The organism is Bradyrhizobium sp. WBAH42, assembly GCF_024585265.1.
Classification (GTDB): Bacteria; Pseudomonadota; Alphaproteobacteria; order Rhizobiales; family Xanthobacteraceae; genus Bradyrhizobium.
In genome coordinates this window covers 1,172,643-1,190,868 of record NZ_CP036533.1, presented here as the reverse complement: position 1 = coordinate 1,190,868, position 18,226 = coordinate 1,172,643, and the positions used below count along the sequence as shown (strand labels likewise).

General features: G+C 64.4%; 19 protein-coding genes. 11 read left to right on the top strand and 8 right to left on the bottom strand.

Features of this window, described 5'->3' with window-relative positions:
* Position 1 precedes the first annotated feature (1 nt).
* The 3 genes from trpS (at position 2) to DCG74_RS05625 (ending at position 2,530) form a co-directional block, all read left to right on the top strand.
* A complete protein-coding gene (gene trpS / locus DCG74_RS05635) occupies positions 2-1,054 on the top strand; it encodes a tryptophan--tRNA ligase (RefSeq protein ID WP_172787986.1) in 1,053 nt (350 codons plus the stop codon).
* A gap of 106 nt (positions 1,055-1,160) precedes the next feature.
* On the top strand, positions 1,161-1,655 hold the full coding sequence (locus DCG74_RS05630; RefSeq protein WP_172787987.1) for a universal stress protein: 495 nt from the start codon (positions 1,161-1,163) through the stop codon (positions 1,653-1,655).
* A 305-nt stretch (positions 1,656-1,960) separates the two neighbouring features.
* Positions 1,961-2,530 carry a NifU family protein gene (locus DCG74_RS05625; protein WP_172787988.1) on the top strand — a complete coding sequence of 190 codons (570 nt, stop codon included), beginning with the start codon at positions 1,961-1,963 and terminating at the stop codon, positions 2,528-2,530.
* A gap of 5 nt (positions 2,531-2,535) precedes the next feature.
* On the opposite strand, the gene DCG74_RS05620 is transcribed toward DCG74_RS05625, so the two are convergent.
* Positions 2,536-3,570, bottom strand: coding sequence for an aspartate-semialdehyde dehydrogenase (locus tag DCG74_RS05620; protein ID WP_172787989.1), 1,035 nt, complete (start codon positions 3,568-3,570; stop codon positions 2,536-2,538).
* 117 nt (positions 3,571-3,687) lie between these two features.
* Here DCG74_RS05620 and DCG74_RS05615 point away from each other — a divergent pair, with 117 nt between their 5' ends.
* Both DCG74_RS05615 and DCG74_RS05610 read left to right on the top strand, forming a co-directional pair.
* Positions 3,688-4,476 (top strand): hypothetical protein, encoded by a 789-nt coding sequence (locus DCG74_RS05615; protein WP_172787990.1) that lies wholly within the window; start codon positions 3,688-3,690, stop codon positions 4,474-4,476.
* A 170-nt stretch (positions 4,477-4,646) separates the two neighbouring features.
* Entirely contained in the window at positions 4,647-5,033 is a 387-nt protein-coding gene (locus DCG74_RS05610; protein ID WP_172787991.1) for a hypothetical protein, read from the top strand.
* 151 nt (positions 5,034-5,184) lie between these two features.
* Here DCG74_RS05610 and DCG74_RS05605 read toward each other — a convergent pair whose 3' ends face one another.
* Both DCG74_RS05605 and leuB read right to left on the bottom strand, forming a co-directional pair.
* Positions 5,185-5,820: a DapH/DapD/GlmU-related protein gene (locus DCG74_RS05605; protein ID WP_172787992.1), complete on the bottom strand. Its 636-nt coding sequence runs from the start codon at positions 5,818-5,820 to the stop codon at positions 5,185-5,187.
* 150 nt (positions 5,821-5,970) lie between these two features.
* Positions 5,971-7,083, bottom strand: a complete 1,113-nt coding sequence (gene leuB, locus DCG74_RS05600) for a 3-isopropylmalate dehydrogenase (RefSeq protein WP_172787993.1) — start codon at positions 7,081-7,083, stop codon at positions 5,971-5,973.
* 298 nt (positions 7,084-7,381) lie between these two features.
* On the opposite strand from leuB, the gene DCG74_RS05595 reads away from it, so the two are divergent.
* Complete coding sequence (locus DCG74_RS05595) at positions 7,382-8,572, top strand: YbfB/YjiJ family MFS transporter (protein WP_172787994.1); 1,191 nt, start codon at positions 7,382-7,384, stop codon at positions 8,570-8,572.
* A 111-nt stretch (positions 8,573-8,683) separates the two neighbouring features.
* Here DCG74_RS05595 and DCG74_RS05590 read toward each other — a convergent pair whose 3' ends face one another.
* From DCG74_RS05590 to DCG74_RS05575, 4 genes are all read right to left on the bottom strand, one after another.
* Positions 8,684-9,466: a molybdopterin-binding protein gene (locus DCG74_RS05590; RefSeq protein WP_172787995.1), complete on the bottom strand. Its 783-nt coding sequence runs from the start codon at positions 9,464-9,466 to the stop codon at positions 8,684-8,686.
* A 14-nt stretch (positions 9,467-9,480) separates the two neighbouring features.
* Complete coding sequence (locus tag DCG74_RS05585; RefSeq protein ID WP_172787996.1) at positions 9,481-10,110, bottom strand: cytochrome b/b6 domain-containing protein; 630 nt, start codon at positions 10,108-10,110, stop codon at positions 9,481-9,483.
* 182 nt (positions 10,111-10,292) lie between these two features.
* Positions 10,293-10,847 carry a fasciclin domain-containing protein gene (locus tag DCG74_RS05580; protein ID WP_172787997.1) on the bottom strand — a complete coding sequence of 185 codons (555 nt, stop codon included), beginning with the start codon at positions 10,845-10,847 and terminating at the stop codon, positions 10,293-10,295.
* A gap of 309 nt (positions 10,848-11,156) precedes the next feature.
* Entirely contained in the window at positions 11,157-11,918 is a 762-nt protein-coding gene (locus DCG74_RS05575) for an SDR family oxidoreductase (protein ID WP_172787998.1), read from the bottom strand.
* Between the two features lie 86 nt (positions 11,919-12,004).
* On the opposite strand from DCG74_RS05575, the gene DCG74_RS05570 reads away from it, so the two are divergent.
* On the top strand, positions 12,005-13,534 hold the full coding sequence (locus DCG74_RS05570; protein WP_172787999.1) for a malonyl-CoA synthase: 1,530 nt from the start codon (positions 12,005-12,007) through the stop codon (positions 13,532-13,534).
* A 30-nt stretch (positions 13,535-13,564) separates the two neighbouring features.
* Positions 13,565-14,062: a DUF3658 domain-containing protein gene (locus DCG74_RS05565; RefSeq protein ID WP_172788000.1), complete on the top strand. Its 498-nt coding sequence runs from the start codon at positions 13,565-13,567 to the stop codon at positions 14,060-14,062.
* A 134-nt stretch (positions 14,063-14,196) separates the two neighbouring features.
* Here DCG74_RS05565 and DCG74_RS05560 read toward each other — a convergent pair whose 3' ends face one another.
* On the bottom strand, positions 14,197-15,057 hold the full coding sequence (locus tag DCG74_RS05560; protein ID WP_172788001.1) for a sulfite exporter TauE/SafE family protein: 861 nt from the start codon (positions 15,055-15,057) through the stop codon (positions 14,197-14,199).
* Between the two features lie 514 nt (positions 15,058-15,571).
* Between DCG74_RS05560 and sdhC the strand changes: the two genes are divergently transcribed.
* The 3 genes from sdhC to sdhA are packed head-to-tail and all read left to right on the top strand — an operon-like array spanning position 15,572 to position 18,222.
* The gene (gene sdhC / locus DCG74_RS05555; RefSeq protein WP_172788002.1) at positions 15,572-15,970 is read left to right on the top strand and encodes a succinate dehydrogenase, cytochrome b556 subunit; all 399 of its coding nucleotides are present in this window, start codon (positions 15,572-15,574) and stop codon (positions 15,968-15,970) included.
* Positions 15,967-16,383, top strand: a complete 417-nt coding sequence (gene sdhD / locus DCG74_RS05550; protein ID WP_246504571.1) for a succinate dehydrogenase, hydrophobic membrane anchor protein — start codon at positions 15,967-15,969, stop codon at positions 16,381-16,383. Before sdhC ends, sdhD begins: the two co-directional genes overlap by 4 nt.
* A 3-nt stretch (positions 16,384-16,386) precedes the next feature.
* Positions 16,387-18,222 (top strand): succinate dehydrogenase flavoprotein subunit, encoded by a 1,836-nt coding sequence (gene sdhA / locus DCG74_RS05545; RefSeq protein ID WP_172788003.1) that lies wholly within the window; start codon positions 16,387-16,389, stop codon positions 18,220-18,222.
* The last annotated feature ends 4 nt before the right edge of the window (positions 18,223-18,226 follow it).

Genomic DNA, 18,226 nt, shown 5'->3' with positions numbered 1-18,226 from the left:
CATGCCATTCGTTGAACGGGTCTTTTCCGGCGTCCAGCCGACGGGCAATCTGCACCTCGGCAATTACCTCGGCGCCATCGTCAACTTCGTGAAGATGCAGGAAACCCACAATTGCATCTATTGCGTCGTCGACATGCACGCGATCACGCAAGGGGTGGACGTCTGGGGCGGGCCGGTCGAGCTCGCGCGCAACACCCGCGAGGTGACCGCGGCGTTCATCGCGGCCGGCATCGATCCCAAGAAGCACATCGTGTTCAACCAGAGCCAGGTCTCGGGCCACGCCGAGCTCGCCTGGATCTTCAACTGCGTCGCGCGCATGGGCTGGCTCGGCCGCATGACCCAGTTCAAGGAGAAGGCCGGCAAGGACCGCGAGAACGCCTCCGTCGGCCTGTTCGACTATCCCGTGCTGATGGCCGCCGACATCCTGCTCTATCGCGCCACCCACGTTCCCGTGGGCGAGGACCAGAAGCAGCATCTCGAGCTCTCCCGCGACATCGCGCAGAAGTTCAACAACGACTTTGGTGACTCCATCCGCGCGCAGGGCACCAATGACGGCCTGTTCTTCCCGCTGCCGGAACCCTTGATCACGGGTCCGGCGACGCGCGTGATGAGCCTGCGCGACGGCACCAAGAAGATGTCGAAGTCGGATGCCTCCGACAATTCGCGCATCAATCTCACCGACGATGCCGACACCATCGCGCAGAAGATCCGCAAGGCGAAGACCGATCCGGAGCCGCTGCCGACGGAAGAGAAGGGCCTGGAAGCGCGGCCCGAGGCCGACAATCTCGTCGGCATCTTCGCCGCGCTGTCCGGCCGTTCCAAGGCGGACGTGCTGCGCGAGTTCGGCAACGGCCAGTTCTCCAGCTTCAAGAACGCGCTGGCCGAGCTGTGCGTGACCAAGCTCGCGCCGATCGCCGGCGAGATGAAGCGCCTCGTCGCCGATCCCGGCCATATCGACGCGATCCTGAACGAGGGATCCGACCGGGCGCACGCGATCGCCGACGAGACGATGAAGCTCTCCAAGGACATCGTCGGCTTCATCCGCCGGCGCTAGAGCCGCCATTGCAAGACCGGCTGGCGCCACGGCGCCGGCCGCTTCTCCTCTCCCAAACGTTGCGGGAGTGTGGCAGCATGCTTGCCGTGCACAATCCGGGACATGCATGACCAGCAAGCGACTTTGCTACGAGCCGGGTCACAAGCCCAAATGCCTCGTCATCGTCGACGACAGCGCCGAATGGGATCGCGCCGTCTATTACGCCAGCCGCTGGGCGATCCGCGCCGGCGGCGGCGTGGTCATGCTGCGCATCATCGAGCCGGAACAGCAGAGCCAGGAATGGCTCGGCGTGGCCGACATCATGCGCGCCGAGGCGCAGGAAGCCGCCGAAGCCGCGCTCGACCGCGCCGCCGGGCGCGCCAACGGCATTGCCGCCATCACGCCGGAGCGGGTGATCCGCGAAGGCGAAGCGTTGGAGCAGCTGCTCGCTGTCATCGACGAGGACCCCGATATCGCCATGCTGGTGCTCGCCGCCAATCCCGGCGCGGAAGGGCCCGGGCCTCTGGTTTCGCTGCTCGCCCATGCGCTCGGCACGTTTCCGGTGCCGGTGACGATCATTTCGGGCGCCCTGAGCGACCAGAGCGTGGATTCGCTGTCGTAGCTGCGCTGCTCTTACCCTCCCCTGGAAGGGGAGGGTCGGCTCGTGTCGAGCGAAGCGAGACATGAGACGGGGTGGGGTGACAGTCTCTCCACCTCGAACGCTGCCCGTGGGGAAAGATCACCCCACCCCGCTCGCGCTTCCGCGATCGACCCTCCCCCTCCAGGGGAGGGTAAGTAAGAACGTCCCTAACCCGCTGATTTAACAACAGAACGCTATCCGAAGCCCTTGATCGTGCGTTCGCCGTCGCCATCTGCTAGGGGATAGAGCACGCGCCGGCCTTGAACCGGCGACGTCTGGAGAAAATCATGTTCATTCAAACCGAAGCGACCCCCAATCCCGCCACGCTGAAGTTCATTCCCGGCCGCGTCGTGGTCGACGGCAGCCCGATGGAGTTTTCGAGCCGCGAATCGGCGGCGCGTTCGCCGCTCGCTGAAAAGCTATTCGAGGTGCCCGGCGTCACCGGCGTGTTCTACGGATCGGACTTCATCACCGTGACCAAAGCGAGCGGTGAATGGCAGCAGCTCAAGCCCGCAATCCTCGGTGCCATCATGGAGCACTACATGTCGGGCGCGCCGCTGCTGGCCGACGGCGCGGCCACAAGCGAGGCCGATCTCGACGACGAGGACGAGTTCTTTGACGAAGCTGACGCCGAGACCGTCGACATGATCAAGGACCTGATCGAGACCCGGGTGCGGCCGGCGGTCGCCAATGACGGCGGCGACATCACCTTCCGCGGCTTCAAGGACGGTATCGTCTATCTCAACATGAAGGGCGCCTGCTCCGGCTGCCCGTCATCGACGGCGACGCTCCAGCACGGCATCCAGAACCTGCTCAAGCACTTCGTGCCTGACGTGGTCGAAGTCCGGCCGATGTAAGCCCCTTACGCTGCCTTCTGCTTGGCGGTGATCAGCTTGCGGTTGATCAAGACTTCCGCGATCTGGATCGCGTTGAGGGCAGCGCCTTTGCGCAGATTGTCGGACACGCACCAGAGCACGAGGCCGTTCTCCACCGTCGCGTCCTCGCGGATGCGGCTGATGTAAGTCGCGTCCTCGCCGGCCGATTCATACGGCGTGGCGTAGCCGCCGGGCTCCTGCTTGTCGATGACGAGGCAGCCCGGCGCCACGCGCAGGATGTTGCGCGCTTCATCGGCGGTGATCGGATTCTCGAACTCGATGTTGACGGCCTCGGAATGGCCGACGAACACAGGCACGCGCACGCAGGTGGCGGAGAGCTTGATCTTGGGATCCAGGATCTTCTTGGTCTCCGCCATCATCTTCCACTCTTCCTTGGTGTATCCGTCCTCCATGAAGACGTCGATGTGGGGAATGACGTTGAAGGCGATGCGCTTGGGGAATTTCTTCGCGACCAGCTCGTCGTTGGTGTAGACGGCCTTGGTCTGGGAGAACAATTCGTCCATCGCGTCCTTGCCGGCGCCCGACACCGATTGATAGGTCGAGACCACGACGCGCTTGATCGTCGCCTTCTCGTGCAAGGGCTTGAGCGCCACCACGAGCTGCGCGGTCGAGCAGTTCGGGTTGGCGATGATGTTCTTCTTCTTGAAGCCTTCGGTCGCGGCCGCATTCACCTCGGGCACGATCAGCGGCACGTCCGGGTCCATGCGCCAGGCCGAGGAATTGTCGATCACCACGGCGCCGGCGGCGCCGATCTTCGGCGACCATTCCTTCGACACCGACCCGCCCGCCGACATCAGGCAGATGTCGACGTCGGAGAAGTCGTAATGCTCGAGCGCTTTGACCTTCAGGGTGCGGTCGCCATAGGAGACCTCGACGCCGACGCTGCGGCGCGACGCCAGGGCCACGACCTCGTCCGCGGGGAATTTGCGCTCATCCAGGATGTTGAGCATTTCCCGACCGACATTGCCGGTCGCGCCGACGACTGCGACTTTGTAACCCATCGTTCACTCTCCGATGAAAAAGCCCGTTCCCGAAGCTGACGCTTAAACAGGAAGAGCAGCGCTTCTATGCGAGAACCGGCCTCAAGACAACGTTAAGACCATGCCTTAGGGACGTGGATGCAGTCGCCTGAGGCCAGCACGGCCGTTAGCCCTACCCAGATCCAGCTGAGGCTTTTGGCTATCGCCGATGAGGTGGTCGGCACGCTCGCGCATCTGGTCGTGTATGTGGGGGCGCTCGCCCTGTTTGCCATCCTCGCCCTCGCAGGCCTGGGACAGCTGCCTGACCTGCGCGGTGACGGTCCCGCGGACAAGCCAAGCTGGACTACGGCAGACCGCTCGCATCCGCGCTTCGCCGTCAGTCGGATCGATTCATCAGAGAAAACAGCCTCTTACACCATCTTTCGGCATCCCGAAGGCGGCCGCAGGGACGTGCTGCGCTGGACCGACGCGGCGGACAAGCCGGTGGCCGAGATCGAAATCTACCGCCAGGGCGCCGAATTCGACGTGACGCGGCCGGCAGCCGCAGGCTTGGCCGCTCAGATGGGTTTGGGTGCGGATGCCCCGCTCGAGCAGGCCGGCCTGATCGACACCAAATTAGGCCCCGTTGCCCTGTTCCGACCGGTCGGCGCGGCGGAGGGGACGCGGGCCTGCCTCGGCTATCTCAAGCGCTATGAGGAGCCAGGCTTGCAGATCTCCGGCTTCTCTTGCCAGGGCGACAGCTTGCCCGCCCGCCGCGCGGCGATCGCCTGCACGCTGAACCGGCTCACGCTGCTGGCCTCGGGCAACGAGCCGAAGCTGGCCGAATTGTTCGCCCATGCCGAGCTCAGGCGCCGCGGCTGTGCCCCGCAGGGCTCGCCGGACTGGCTGCTCGGCGCCGCGAACGCGCAATTGCGCGGAGCGCTTTGACCTGCATCAAGGATTCTGCATCAAGCTCAAGTGGCTGGTTTGCATGCAACTTTTGCCGGCGCGCACGATTATTCCGCGCTGGTGTGACCCAATTGACCTAGTTGCATCCGCCCTGGCCGGGCTAGTATGGGGTGAAATCGACTGGCGGCCTGCCGCCTGAAGGGGACGTGATGAGCTTGAAATTTTCTGCCGCGAACAAACTGGCGACGTTGCTTGCGGCGGGCGCCGCAATGGCCATCGCGTTCGCGACCCCGGCTTCCGCCGAGACCAGGACCAAGCAGCGCTATGACGAGCGCGGCCGGCCCTATTACGGCCCGAGCGGCCCCAACGCAGTCTACCAGCAGGGCCGCACCCGCATCTATGTGAGCAAGCGCTCCTGGCTCGACGGCGGCACCGAGGTCAATCCGGGCGACCGCAAGTTCACCGACTACGCCTTCCCGCCGGCCGTGGGCTATCCGTCCTTCGCCCGCGAGAACCTCAACCGTCCGATCGACCGCCAGCCGCTCTCGCCGCCGCAGGATGTCGGCGGCTATCCGCAGAACTTCCCGCTGTACTGAGGCGGGTCGACTTGAAGTCAAAATGGCCGGGCCGAAGTCCGGCCATTTTTGTTTTGGCGAGATGCCGTAGGGTGGGTTAGCGCAGCGTAACCCACCACTGTTCTTCGCCGCTGAGACAGAAGAGGTGGGTTACGCCTTCGGCTAACCCACCCTACGCATTCGCATCCAGGTCATAGCGCCGGCAAAATTCTTCGATGGCCTCGGAGCGGAAATCGCTGAGGCGCTCGAAGATCAGCTCATCCGGCCAATCCCACCAGGCAATGCGGCGCAGGCTTGCGGCAACGGCATCATCGAAGCGCTTGCGGATCGGACGGGCGGGAACGCCGCCGACGATGGTGTAGGGCGCGACATCGCGGCTGACGACCGCGCCTGCGGCGATCACCGCGCCGTCGCCGACGCTCACGCCCGGCAGCAGGATGGCGGCGTGGCCGATCCAGACATCGTTGCCGACGATCACCCGATCGCCGCGCCTACCTGCGAAGAAGTCGCGGTCGCGCGTCGCGCCCGCCTCGTAATATTCGGGGACATAGGTGAAGCGGTGCTGCGAGGGACGGCCCATCGGATGGTTCGGCGCACCGATCCGCACCGAATTGGCGATCGCCGTGAACTTGCCGATCACGGCGTCGGCGACGTCGCAATTCTCGCCGAGATAGGAGTAGTCGGCGAGCGAAGCATATTCGATGCGCGTGCCCGCGAGCACCTCGCAGCGCCGCCCGATCTGCGCCTCGCGCAAGCGCACCGTCTCATGGATGATGGTTTCCGCGATCTTGGGGCGGGGTGAATCCATGAGGTGGCTCCTGAGATTACGGACAGTGCCGTAGGGTGGGCAAAGGCGCAACGCGCCGTGCCCACCATCTCTCTCTAACTAATCGCGATCGACTGGTGGGCACGCTACGCTTTGCCCACCCTACGATTGCTACGTTTCTGTGCTTGCCGCTTACGCGTGCAGCTTCTGCAATTCCTTCAGGATCGCTTCGCCCATCTGCGTGGTCGAGGCGGACGTGGTGCCTTCCGACTTGATGTCGGCGGTGCGCAGGCCGCTGGCCAGCACGGCGGCGATGGCCTGGTCGACCTTGTCGGCGAGATCGCCCATGTCGAAGGAATAGCGCAGCGCCATGCCGAAGGACGAGATCATCGCAATGGGATTGGCGAGGCCCTTGCCGGCGATGTCTGGCGCCGAGCCGTGCACGGGCTCGTACAGCGCCTTGCGCTTCTTGGTCTTGACGTCGACCTCGCCGAGCGAGGCCGAGGGCAGCATGCCAAGCGAGCCGGTGAGCATCGCCGCGATGTCGGACAGCATGTCGCCGAACAGATTGTCGGTGACGATGACGTCGAACTGCTTCGGCCACTTCACCAGCATCATGCCGCCGGAGTCGGCGAGCTGGTGCTCGAGCGTGACGTCGGGGTATTCGCGCTTGTGGACCGCCGTCATGACCTCGTTCCAGAGCACGCCCGACTTCATGACGTTGCGCTTCTCCATCGACGTCACCTTGTTCTTGCGCTTCCGGGCAAGTTCGAAGGCGACGCGGCCGATGCGCTCGATCTCATAGGTGTCGTAGACCTGGGTATCGATGGCGCGCTTCTGGCCGTTGCCGAGATCGGTGATGGTCTTCGGCTCGCCGAAATAGACGCCGCCGGTGAGTTCGCGCACGATGACGATGTCGAGGCCCTCGATCGCATCGCGCTTCAGGCTGGAGGCATCCGCCAGTGCCGGATAGCACACGGCCGGGCGGAGGTTGGCGAACAGCGCCAGATCCTTGCGCAGGCGGAGCAGGCCGGCTTCGGGGCGAACCTCGTAAGGCACGGCATCCCACTTCGGGCCGCCGACCGCACCAAAAATCACAGCGTCGGCGTCCTTGGCCTTGGCCATGTCGCCCTCGGAGATCGAGACCTTGTGCGCGTCATAGGCGGAGCCGCCGACGAGGCCGGTGTCGGTCTCGAACTTGGCGATCCCGGCCGCATTGAGCCAGTCGATCAGCCGCTTCACCTCGCCCATCACCTCGGGGCCGATACCGTCGCCGGGGAGCAGCAGCAGTTTGTGGGTCGCCATGGTCGTTTCCTTCTTGATCCTCTCTCGTCATTCCGGGACGCGCCGCCGACCTCGGGTTTACCCGAGTTCGGCATCTTGGTTGTCCAAGTCGGCAACAGCCGACTTGGATGCGCGGGCCCGGAATCCATAACCACCAGCCGGGTTATGGATTCCGGGCTCGCCCGCTTCGCGTGCGCCCCGGAATGACAGGTCGGCCGGAGTGCTAGAGCGGCGTTGCACGCTTGGCAAGACACCATTGCCGGGGTGCGGCTGTGCAAGGCGGGCGGGGCCTGCCACACTGGGCAGGCCGGAGTACCCCTTGCACGCACCTGATCGCCCCCTGCCCGACGCACACCCCGCGCGGCTGATCCTGACCCTGTCGCTGGCCGCGACGGTCGGGCTCGGCATCGGCCGCTTTGCCTATGCGCTGGTGCTGCCGGACATGCGGGAGGACCTCGGCTGGTCCTACTCGGCGGCCGGTTTCATGAACACGATCAACGCCGTCGGCTATCTCGTCGGCGCGCTGGTGGCGTCCCGCCTGATCCAGCGCGTCGGCTGGGCCGCCGCGATCCGCGGCGGAACCCTCGCCTGCGTCGCCGCGCTTGGGACTTGCGCCATGACCGGCAATTTCGTGGCGCTGAGCCTGGCGCGCCTCGTGCTGGGCCTGGGCGCGGCGGCCGGCTTCGTCGCCGGTGGCGCGCTTGCCGCCACCATCGCCCAGTCGCGTCCGGAGCGGGCCAATTTCCTGCTGAGCCTGTTCTATGCCGGGCCCGGCATCGGCATTCTGTCCTCGGGGCTGATCGCTCCGTTCACGCTGCAATATTTCGGGCCGGGCTCGTGGTGGATCGTCTGGTGGGCGCTGACGGTGCTGTCGGTCGCGATGACCGTGCCGCTGTTCCTGATCCGCATCGAGAGCGGCGCGCGCTTCTCGGAAGGCAGCCACACCTCGTTCGCGATCCTGCCGGTGCTGATTTATCTCGCCGGCTATTTCTTGTTCGGCGCGGGCTACATCGCCTACATGACCTTCATGATCGCCTATGTGCGCGACGGCGGCGGCGGAGCCGCGGCGCAGGCGGCGTTCTGGAGCCTGATCGGCCTGTCCGCCTTCGTGACGCCCTGGGCCTGGCGCGCCGTGCTGGCGCTCGATCGCGGCGGACTTGCCACCGCCATCATCCTCGGCACCAACGCGCTGGGCGCAGCCCTGCCGATGCTCGGGCATTCGCCGGCCTGGCTCGCGGTCTCCGCGGTTGTATTCGGCGTCGCCTTCTTCGCCGTGGTCGGCTCGACCACCGCCTTCGTCCGCTTCAACTATCCGCCGCCTGTGTGGCCGACCGCGATCGCGGCGATGACGATCTCGTTCGGCGTCGGCCAGACGCTCGGGCCGATCGTGGTCGGCGCGATCACCGATGCGCTGGGGAGCTTGAGCTACGCGCTGAATGTGTCGGCGGCGCTGCTGGCGCTGGGCGCGGTAGCGGCGTTGTGCCAGCGCAAGGTGGGCCCAGCCAAATAGACGGTGCCGTAGGGTCGATTAGCGAAGCGTAATCCACCAACTTCGTTCGGCAAGCGCGGACGCATGGCGGATTACGCTTCGCTAACCCGCCCTACGGCAGTGGAGTTCGCCTCAACTCCCACTGAACGAATTATACCCCTGGTCTTCCCAATAGCCGCCCTTGTAGTCGTTGGTGACTTCCATCGAGACCACGTATTTCGGGTTCTTGAAGCCGAGCTTGGTCGGCACGCGGATCTTCATCGGGAAGCCGTAGGCGCGCGGCAGGATCTCGTTTGCGTATTTGAACGTCATCTGCGTCTGCGGATGCAGCGCGCTGCGCATGTCCAGCGGCGAGTTGTAGCCGTCCTTGTCGGCGCACTGGAACCAGACATATTTCGCGCGCGTGTCGGCGCCGATCAGTTTCAGGAAATCGCGCAAGGGCGTGCCGGTCCAGCTGCCGATCGCGCTCCAGCCCTCCACACAGATGTGTCGCGTGATCTGCGTCACCTGCGGGAGCTTGTAGAGCTCCTCCAGCGTCCAGGACTTCTTGTTGTCGACGAGGCCGCGCACCTCGAGCTTCCAGTCCGCGGCCGAGACCTCGGGCGCGTCGTCGAGATCGTAATAGGCGTTGAACGGGAACGGCTTTGTTATCGCGCTTTCGGGGAAGGTCGGCGCCAGCGCGTCGGGATTGAAGATGAAGGCCTGCACCGCGTCGTTGAACTTCGAGACGCTCTTCAGCATCTCCTCGGCCGAGGACGAGTCGACGACGTCGCAGCCGGTGAGCAGCGTCAGCGCGCCCAGGCTGGCGCCGCCGGCGATGAAGCGGCGGCGGGTGACGTCGGGCATGGTCTTCATGGAGTCCTTGATCAGCAATCGTTTGTCGACGCCGGGGATCAGAAACGGACGCTTGGCCATGACGGGTCTCCTTATCAGCGGCCAATGATCATCGCACGCAGGCTCTTCGGCACCAGCAGCGCGAGCAGGACGTGAATGACGAGGAAGGCACAAATTGCGGCCATGCAGAAGAAATGCACGTAGCGCGCGGTCGGATAGTCGCCGAACAACATCACGAGATAGTAGAGCTGCACCGGCTTCCACATGCCGAGGCCTGAGAGCACGATCAGCACGCCGACCACGATGATGCCGGCATAGAGCAGCCGCTGCACGTAATTGTAGACGGCGAGATCGTCATGGCCGAGCTTGAAGGTCAGCGCCGCCCTGACGTCATGGAGCACGCCCGCCGGCGTGATCGGCAGCAGTTTTTTGCGGAAGCGGCCGGTGGCGAAGCCGGTGATGAGATAGGCGAGGCCGTTGATCATCAAGAGCCACATCGCCGCAAAGTGCCAGAGCAGGCCGCCACCGAGCCAGCCGCCGAGCGTGTACTCGCGCGGAAAGCGGAAGTCGAACAGCGGCGAGGCGTTGTAGATCTGCCAGCCCGACAGGATCATCAGGATCATGGCGAAAGCGTTGACCCAGTGCATGACCCGCACCCAGGCCGGCTGGATCACTTTGGACTTGATAGCCGTGACCTGCTCGTCGGTGACTGTGAGGCTCGCCATGGCGGGTTCCATTCTGAGGTCGTCTGACAGCGATTATACGCCGGTGTTTCGGCTTTCGTTACATCCCGCCCGCCATCGAATCGATGCGGTCAGGCTATTGTGGTCACAAAAAAGCGAGCCGGGTATCCCCGGCTCGCGGTCTGAGACCATCCTGTTCGGGGATGAAACAGGATCGCGCGGTGTTACGAGGCCGGCATCAGCACGGTATCGACCACATGGATCACGCCGTTGGACTGGTTGACGTTGGAGATCGTCACCATGGAGGTGCCACCCTTGGCGTCGACGATCCAGACCTTGCCGTCCATCTTCTTGACCGTCAGCTCCTCGCCTTCGGCGGTCTTCAGCTTCTTGCCGTCGGTGAGGTCGGAGGCTTCGAGCTTGCCGGGCACGACATGGTAGGTGAGGATCTTGGTCAGCGTCGCCTTGTTCTCGGGCTTGACGAGGCTGTCGACGGTGCCGGCCGGCAGCTTGCCGAAGGCGGCGTTGGTCGGCGCGAACACGGTGAACGGGCCCTTGCCTTCCAGCGTCGGCACGAGGCCCGCGGCCTTCACCGCCGCCACCAGCGTGGTGTGGTCCTTGGAGTTGACCGCGTTCTGGACGATGTTCTTCGAGGGGAACATCGCGGCGCCGCCGACCATGACGGTCTTTTCCTCGGCGCTTGCGGGCGCGACGACGGTCGCGGTGATGGCCAGGGCGCTGAAGGCGGCGGCAGCGAGATAGGCAATGCGCTTCGACATGAGAAAGTCTCCCGATTGAATTGAGACCGGCGATGGCCGGCGTTGAGTTGGGGCAACAACGGCGCCTGCGACAGTCGAGGGGTGATGCAGCAGTGCCGTCGTTGGACCGAACTACGGGAGGGTTTGTGGTGCGGTTTCGAGGAAAAATTCTTTGTGATGGGTGAAACTATCGGCGGGGATGTTCGTGGGGGCCCATCCGCCGTCATTGCGAGGAGCCCTTGCGACGAAGCAATCCAGACTGTCTCCGCGGGCACATTTCTGGATTGCTTCGCTTCGCTCGCAATGACGAGTTTGCGGCTCCGCCTCGCCTCAATCCCTGTTGTTCGGGGTCTGGATGAATCCGCGATTATGCGTCGGGCTGATCAGCACTTCGTTGATGCAGACTCTGGCCGGCATGCCCGCGATGAAGGCGATGGTGCGGCCGAGGTCTTCCGATTGCAGCATCTTCGCCTGCTCCGCTTCGCTCGGCACCACCGGACGCAGCTTCAGGATCGGCGTCGCCACCTCGCCCGGCATCAGGCAGCAGGCGCGCAGGCCGTTGACGCATTCGTCCATGTTGAAGGAATGGGTCAGCGCCAGCACCGCATGCTTGGTGGTGGTGTAAGCCGGGCCCGGCATTTTCGAGACGTGGCGGCCGGCCCAGGACGAGACGTTGATGATGGCGCCGTCTTGCTGCTTGCGCATCGTCGGCAGCACCGCGCGCATGCAATAGAGCACGCCGTTGAGATTGACCTGGACCAGTCTGTCCCAGCCCTCCAGCTCCATGTCCTTCCAGCTGCGCTTGGGAACATTGATGCCGGCATTGTTGACGAGCAGGTCGATGCGGCCGTGCCTTGCGACGATCTGGTCGGCTGCCTTCTGGGCTGCGGCCGCGTTGGACACATCGAGCACAAGGGCCTCGGCCGCCCCACCTTCCCCAGTGATCTTCGCTACCACGGTCTCCAGGGCGTCTTTGCGCCGGCCCGAGACCACAACGATCCAGCCGTCGGCAGCTAGCGCCTCGGCGCCGGCCTCCCCGATCCCGCTGCCACCGCCCGTGACCCAGGCCACGCGTTTCCCGCTTTTTGACATGCAAACTGTCTCCGTTGCTTCATCGGGGCGGTTTTTGCTAATCCAGCCCTCGGTTTTGACCGGCCTGTGCCGGCGAGGAATGTTGCATGAACCAAGCTGCCAACGCCAACCTGTTTTCCCGCCTGTTCGAGGGCCTCGCCGATCCCAAGCGGCTCGCGATCGAGACGCATGACGGCGCCCATATCAGCTATGGCGATCTGATCGCGCGCGCGGGCCAGATGGCGAACGTGCTGGTCGCCCGTGGCGTGAAGCCCGGCGACCGCGTCGCGGTGCAGGTGGAGAAGTCGGTCGCCAACATCGTGCTCTATCTCGGCACGGTGCGCGCCGGCGCGGTCTATCTGCCGCTGAACACGGCCTATACGCTCAACGAGCTCGACTACTTCATCGGCGATGCCGAGCCGTCGCTCGTGGTCTGCGATCCCGCCAAGGCGGAAGGGCTCGCCCCGATCGCCGCCAAGGTGAACGCGAAGGTCGAGACGCTCGGGGCTGACGGCAAGGGCTCGCTGACGGAGGCCGCCGACAGAGCGAGCCGCGAGTTCACGACAGTGCCGCGTGAAAACGACGATCTCGCCGCGATCCTCTACACCTCGGGCACCACCGGCCGCTCCAAGGGCGCCATGCTGACCCATGACAATCTGGCGTCCAACTCGCTTTCGCTCGTCGACTATTGGCGCTTCACCGACAAGGACGTCCTGATCCACGCGCTGCCGATCTACCACACCCACGGCCTGTTCGTGGCGACCAACGTGACGCTGTTCGCGCGCGCCTCGATGATCTTCCTGCCGAAGCTCGATCCGGACCTGATCATCAAGTTGATGGCACGCGCGACGGTGCTGATGGGTGTGCCGACCTTCTACACCCGCCTGCTGCAGAACCCCGCGCTGTCGCATGGGACGACCAAGCACATGCGGCTGTTCATCTCGGGCTCGGCGCCGCTCTTGGCCGAGACCCATCGCGAATGGTCGGCGCGCACCGGACATGCCGTGCTCGAGCGCTACGGCATGACCGAAACCAACATGAACACGTCGAATCCCTATGAGGGCGAGCGCGTGCCCGGCGCGGTCGGCTTCCCGCTGCCGGGCGTCTCTGTGCGCGTCACTGATCCCGAGACGGGGAAAGAGCTGCCGCGCGACGAAATCGGCATGATCGAGGTGAAGGGGCCGAACGTCTTCAAGGGCTATTGGCGCATGCCGGAGAAGACCAAGGCCGAGTTCCGGCCTGATGGCTTCTTCATCACCGGCGACCTCGGCAAGATCGATGCGAAGGGTTACGTGCACATCCTCGGCCGCGGCAAGGATCTCGTGATCTCGGGCGGCTTCAACGTGTACCCGAAGGAAATCGAGAGCGAGATCGATGCCATGCCCGGCGTAGTGGAGTCCGCCGTGATCGGCGTGCCGCATGCCGATTTCGGCGAGGGCGTCACCGCGGTGCTGGTGCGCCAGCCCGGCGCGAGCATCGATGAAGCAGCCGTGCTGAAGGGCCTCGAGGGGCGCCTCGCGAAATTCAAGATGCCGAAGCGGGTGTTCGTAGTCGACGAGCTGCCGCGTAATACGATGGGCAAGGTGCAGAAGAACGTGCTGCGCGAGACGTACAAGGATATTTACGCGAAGAAGTGAGGGGGCAAATGCTCCAGGGCGGGGAGATGCATGAAGCGCGAGCAGGCTGTCCGGATCAACAATCATCTCCTCGATGCTTATCGGGCCCTCGACGAGGCTCGAATGGCAATCGCGGCACTTGGCAAGGCTGAGCGGATCGAGCTCGAAGATTGGCTTGAGGAAGTCGTTGTCGCCTTAGAGGACGAGCTGCTCCAGCCAATCTACGATCAGTACCCGGATCTAGAGCCGCCGAAATCTGATCGAGAACCGCTAAGATATATCTGCGAACTCACGTGGGATGAGGTGCAACTCCCGGCGTCGGTGACCGAAAAGCAGCTCGACGAGATCATTTTCTCGGTCATGGAGCCGACTTGGCGGAAAACCGCGATGATGGTCAGCTATGTGTTGGATCGCTGCAAAGAGCTTGGATTGCCGATCGAAGGCGAAGTGATTGCTGCGCGATTGAAGGTACTTTCCGATTCCGGTCGCATCGAAGGCATCGGCGATCTCCGATCATGGTTCCACAGCGAGGTGCGATTGAAGGACTAGTTCGTAGAGTGGGTTAGCGGAGCGTAACCCACCTCTTTACTTTCTGCGGAGACAGAAGCGGTGGGTTACGCTCCGCTAACCCACGCTACCACTGGATTGCTTCGCTTCGCTCGCAATGACGGAGGTCGTGGCGGCTACTGCCCGCCCACAAGGCTCAACACAAACCGGCTCCCCACGATCAACAGATAACACCCGAACGCCATCTCCAGTGTACGCTTCGACATCGCATGCGCGGCTCTCACGCCCAGCGGCGCGGTGACGAGGCTCATCGGCATCACCAGCACGGCGCCGATCAGCGAGACGTAGCCGAGCGCGAATGGCACTTGCAGCGCTGCGACGGCCGGATAGTTCGCGGCAGCAGGCCGGCCGGCATAGATGTAGCCGAGCGCGCCGGGGATGGAGATCAGCACCGCGAGCGCGGAGGAGGTCGCGACCGCCTGATGAATGGGACGGCTGTAGAAGGTCATCAGCAGGTTCGAGAACAGGCCGCCGCCGATGCCCATCAGGGTCGAGAGAATGCCGACGCCGAAGCCGTAGACGCGCATCAACGGGCCCTTCGGCAGATCATCGCCAAGCTTCCAGGTCTCGCGGGCGAAGATCAGCCGGACCGCGGCTGACCAGGCGACGGCGACGAACACGATCTTGAACAGCCGCTCCGGCGCGAAGCGCGCGACCACGCTGCCGGCGATGACGCCGATCAGGATCGGCAGCCACCAGACCCGCAGGATCGCCATGTCGACGGCGCCGCGCTTGTAATGCGCCTGGAAAGAGCGGATCGAGGTGGGGATGATCACGGCGAGCGAGGTGCCGACGCAGAGCGGCATCCGCACCTCCAGCGGCACGCCGGCGATGCGAAAGCATTCGTAGAACACCGGCACGAGAATCGCGCCGCCGCCGATGCCGAACACGCCGGCCAGGAATCCCGAGAGCGCGCCGGTTGCGATCAGCAGCAGCGCGAGCTCGACAAAGTCCCTGATATCAAGACCTGCAATCACCCCAGACCTGCCCGGCCTGCCGGCCCGATACGCACGTTCAGAGCCGGCCGCGTCGGCAAGCTGTAGGCGATCCGATCCAGCCGGTCGACACGTCGCGCGACCCGGCTGGGGTGGAATGCAGGCTGCGCATATCCGCCCGCACTGCGGGAACCGTGGCGCGCGGCGAGCACCGCGATGGGGCGGCAGCCGGGCTGGTTCACCCTCGGCGATGCCCCTCGCGAGTTGCGATCACGAGGGCCCGAGGCGGCTTAGAGGCGTTCCAATAGTGATTTCAATGCGCCATACGCTCGGGATCAAAGAGCGAACTTATATTCACACTTTCGCTGGCGGACCGATATGCTGGTATACCAAGACCTTGATTGGCCTTGGTTCATCAAGGCCATAGAGCTGAACCCGGGTTCCGTTTATGGCGATTTGGTGATTGCGCAGTCCAAATCGACTCCGTAAATAGAGCCAACCTCTCGCGATCCCCGCGCGCCCCATGCTGGGCCGCAACAAACATCAAAAGCCGCCCATGACCGCACGGATCGAACGACCGCTTTCGCCGCACATCCAAACCTATCGCTGGACGCTGACGATGGCCCTGTCCATCGTCCATCGTGCCACCGGTATCGCCCTCTATGTCGGAACCCTGCTGCTGGTCTGGTGGCTGGTTGCCGCGGCCTCCGGCCCGGCCGCCTATGCCCATGTCCAGGCCTTCTCCGGCAGCATCATCGGCCGGCTGATCGTGTTCGGCTACACCTGGGCCCTGATGCACCATATGCTCAGCGGCATCCGGCATTTCGTCTGGGATCTCGGCTACGGCTTCAAGGCCAATGAGCGCGAAGCGCTGACCTGGGGCGCCCTGATCGGCGGCATCGCGCTGACGGTGCTGATCTGGATCATCGCCTATGCGAACGGAGGCGGCCGATGAGCTTTGACGAATCCCACGGCTCTCCGAAGCGTCCCTCGATGCGCACGCCGCTCGGGCGCGTCCGCAATCTCGGCGCCGCGCATTCCGGCACGACCGATTTCTGGCGCCAGCGCATCACCGGCGTTGCCATGACGCTGCTGATGATCCCCGCGCTGGTGATCATCATGATGCTGCTCGGCCGCAACCAGGTCTACGCGGCGCAGACCCTGAGCTCCATTCCCGTTGCGGTGATACTGCTCCTCTTCATCTTCGCCAGCGCCTGGCACATGAAGATCGGCATGCAGGTGGTGATCGAGGACTACGTCCATAACGAGAAGCTGAAGCTCACCGCGATCATGCTCAACAATTTCTTCTCGGTCGCCGTGGCGCTCGCCTCGACCTATGCGATCCTGAAGCTTTCTTCCGGAGTGTAACCCATGGCCGCTGAGACGAATGGCAAGGGCAACGGCGCTCCCGCCACCAACGGAAAAGCCTATCCGATCGAAGACCACACCTATGACGTCGTCGTGGTCGGCGCCGGTGGCGCGGGCCTGCGCGCGGTCGTCGGCTGCAGCGAAGCGGGCCTCCGCACCGCCTGCATTACGAAAGTGTTTCCGACCCGGTCGCACACGGTCGCGGCGCAGGGCGGCATCTCCGCTTCGCTCGGCAACATGCACAAGGACGACTGGCGCTGGCACATGTACGACACCGTGAAGGGGTCGGACTGGCTCGGTGACCAGGACGCGATCGAATACATGGTGCGCAACGCGCCCGACGCGGTCTACGAGCTCGAGCATTGGGGCGTGCCGTTCTCGCGCACCGAGGACGGCAAGATCTACCAGCGTCCGTTCGGCGGCATGACCACCGAGTTCGGCAAGAGCCAGGCGCAGCGCACCTGCGCCGCCGCCGACCGCACCGGCCACGCCATGCTGCACACGATGTACGGCCAGTCGCTGCGCCACGCGGCCGAGTTCTTCATCGAGTTCTTCGCCATCGACCTGATCATGGACGATCAGGGCACCTGCCGCGGCGTCATCGCGCTCAAGCTCGACGACGGCACGCTGCATCGCTTCCGCGCCCAAACCACGATCCTGGCGACCGGCGGCTACGGCCGCGCCTATGCCTCCTGCACCTCGGCGCACACCTGCACCGGCGACGGCGGCGGCATGGTGCTGCGCGCCGGCCTGCCGATGCAGGACATGGAGTTCGTCCAGTTCCACCCGACCGGCATCTACGGCTCGGGCTGCCTCGTCACCGAGGGTGCGCGCGGCGAAGGCGGCTATCTCGTCAACTCCGAGGGCGAGCGCTTCATGGAGCGCTATGCGCCGTCGGCCAAGGACCTCGCCTCGCGCGACGTGGTCTCGCGCGCGATGACCATCGAGATCCGCGAAGGGCGCGGCGTCGGCAAGAAGAAGGACCATATCTTCCTGCATCTCGACCATCTCGATCCCGCGGTGCTCGCCGAGCGCCTGCCGGGCATCTCGGAATCGGCCAAGATCTTCGCCAATGTCGACGTGACGCGCGAGCCCATCCCGATCGTGCCGACCGTGCACTACAACATGGGCGGCATCCCCACGAACTATCACGGCGAGGTGCTGACCAAGAAGGACGGCGACGACAACGCGGTGATCCCCGGCCTGATGGCGATCGGCGAAGCCGCCTGCGTCTCCGTGCACGGCGCCAACCGCCTCGGCTCCAACTCGCTGATCGACCTCGTCGTGTTCGGCCGCGCCGCCGCGCTGCGCCTTGCGGAAAAGCTCACGCCCAATGCCAAGCAGCCCGAGCTGCCGGCGAACTCGGCCGAGATGGCGCTCGACCGTCTCGACCATTACCGCTATGCCTCGGGCGGCACGCCGACCGCAAAGCTGCGCGAAGGCATGCAGCACGTGATGCAGAACAATTGCGCGGTGTTCCGCACCGGCGAAGTGCTGAGCGAAGGCCAGAACCTGATCGCGAAGGTCCACAGCGGCATCATCGACATCGCCGTGTCCGACCGCTCGCTGGTGTGGAATTCGGACCTCGTCGAGACGCTGGAATTCGACAATCTGATCTCGCAGGCGGTGGTGACGATGAACTCGGCCGCCAACCGCACCGAGAGCCGCGGCGCCCATGCCCGCGAGGATTTCTCGGAGCGCGACGACAAGAACTGGATGAAGCACACGCTGGCCTGGCTGGACGATGCCGGCAAGGTCAGGATCGAGTATCGCCCGGTTCACAACTACACCATGACCAACGACGTTCAGTACATCCCGCCCAAAGCTCGCGTTTACTAAACGT

Excerpts from the sequence above, each read along its gene's own strand:
- trpS (WP_172787986.1), top strand. The coding sequence starts at position 2 with ATGCCATTCGTTGAACGGGTCTTTTCCGGCGTCCAGCCGACGGGCAAT.
- DCG74_RS05630 (WP_172787987.1), top strand. The coding sequence starts at position 1,161 with ATGACCAGCAAGCGACTTTGCTACGAGCCGGGTCACAAGCCCAAATGC.
- DCG74_RS05625 (WP_172787988.1), top strand. The coding sequence starts at position 1,961 with ATGTTCATTCAAACCGAAGCGACCCCCAATCCCGCCACGCTGAAGTTC.
- DCG74_RS05620 (WP_172787989.1), bottom strand. The coding sequence starts at position 3,570 with ATGGGTTACAAAGTCGCAGTCGTCGGCGCGACCGGCAATGTCGGTCGG.
- DCG74_RS05615 (WP_172787990.1), top strand. The coding sequence starts at position 3,688 with ATGCAGTCGCCTGAGGCCAGCACGGCCGTTAGCCCTACCCAGATCCAG.
- DCG74_RS05610 (WP_172787991.1), top strand. The coding sequence starts at position 4,647 with ATGAGCTTGAAATTTTCTGCCGCGAACAAACTGGCGACGTTGCTTGCG.
- DCG74_RS05605 (WP_172787992.1), bottom strand. The coding sequence starts at position 5,820 with ATGGATTCACCCCGCCCCAAGATCGCGGAAACCATCATCCATGAGACG.
- leuB (WP_172787993.1), bottom strand. The coding sequence starts at position 7,083 with ATGGCGACCCACAAACTGCTGCTGCTCCCCGGCGACGGTATCGGCCCC.
- DCG74_RS05590 (WP_172787995.1), bottom strand. The coding sequence starts at position 9,466 with ATGGCCAAGCGTCCGTTTCTGATCCCCGGCGTCGACAAACGATTGCTG.
- DCG74_RS05585 (WP_172787996.1), bottom strand. The coding sequence starts at position 10,110 with ATGGCGAGCCTCACAGTCACCGACGAGCAGGTCACGGCTATCAAGTCC.
- DCG74_RS05580 (WP_172787997.1), bottom strand. The coding sequence starts at position 10,847 with ATGTCGAAGCGCATTGCCTATCTCGCTGCCGCCGCCTTCAGCGCCCTG.
- DCG74_RS05575 (WP_172787998.1), bottom strand. The coding sequence starts at position 11,918 with ATGTCAAAAAGCGGGAAACGCGTGGCCTGGGTCACGGGCGGTGGCAGC.
- DCG74_RS05570 (WP_172787999.1), top strand. The coding sequence starts at position 12,005 with ATGAACCAAGCTGCCAACGCCAACCTGTTTTCCCGCCTGTTCGAGGGC.
- DCG74_RS05565 (WP_172788000.1), top strand. The coding sequence starts at position 13,565 with ATGAAGCGCGAGCAGGCTGTCCGGATCAACAATCATCTCCTCGATGCT.
- sdhC (WP_172788002.1), top strand. The coding sequence starts at position 15,572 with ATGACCGCACGGATCGAACGACCGCTTTCGCCGCACATCCAAACCTAT.
- sdhD (WP_246504571.1), top strand. The coding sequence starts at position 15,967 with ATGAGCTTTGACGAATCCCACGGCTCTCCGAAGCGTCCCTCGATGCGC.
- sdhA (WP_172788003.1), top strand. The coding sequence starts at position 16,387 with ATGGCCGCTGAGACGAATGGCAAGGGCAACGGCGCTCCCGCCACCAAC.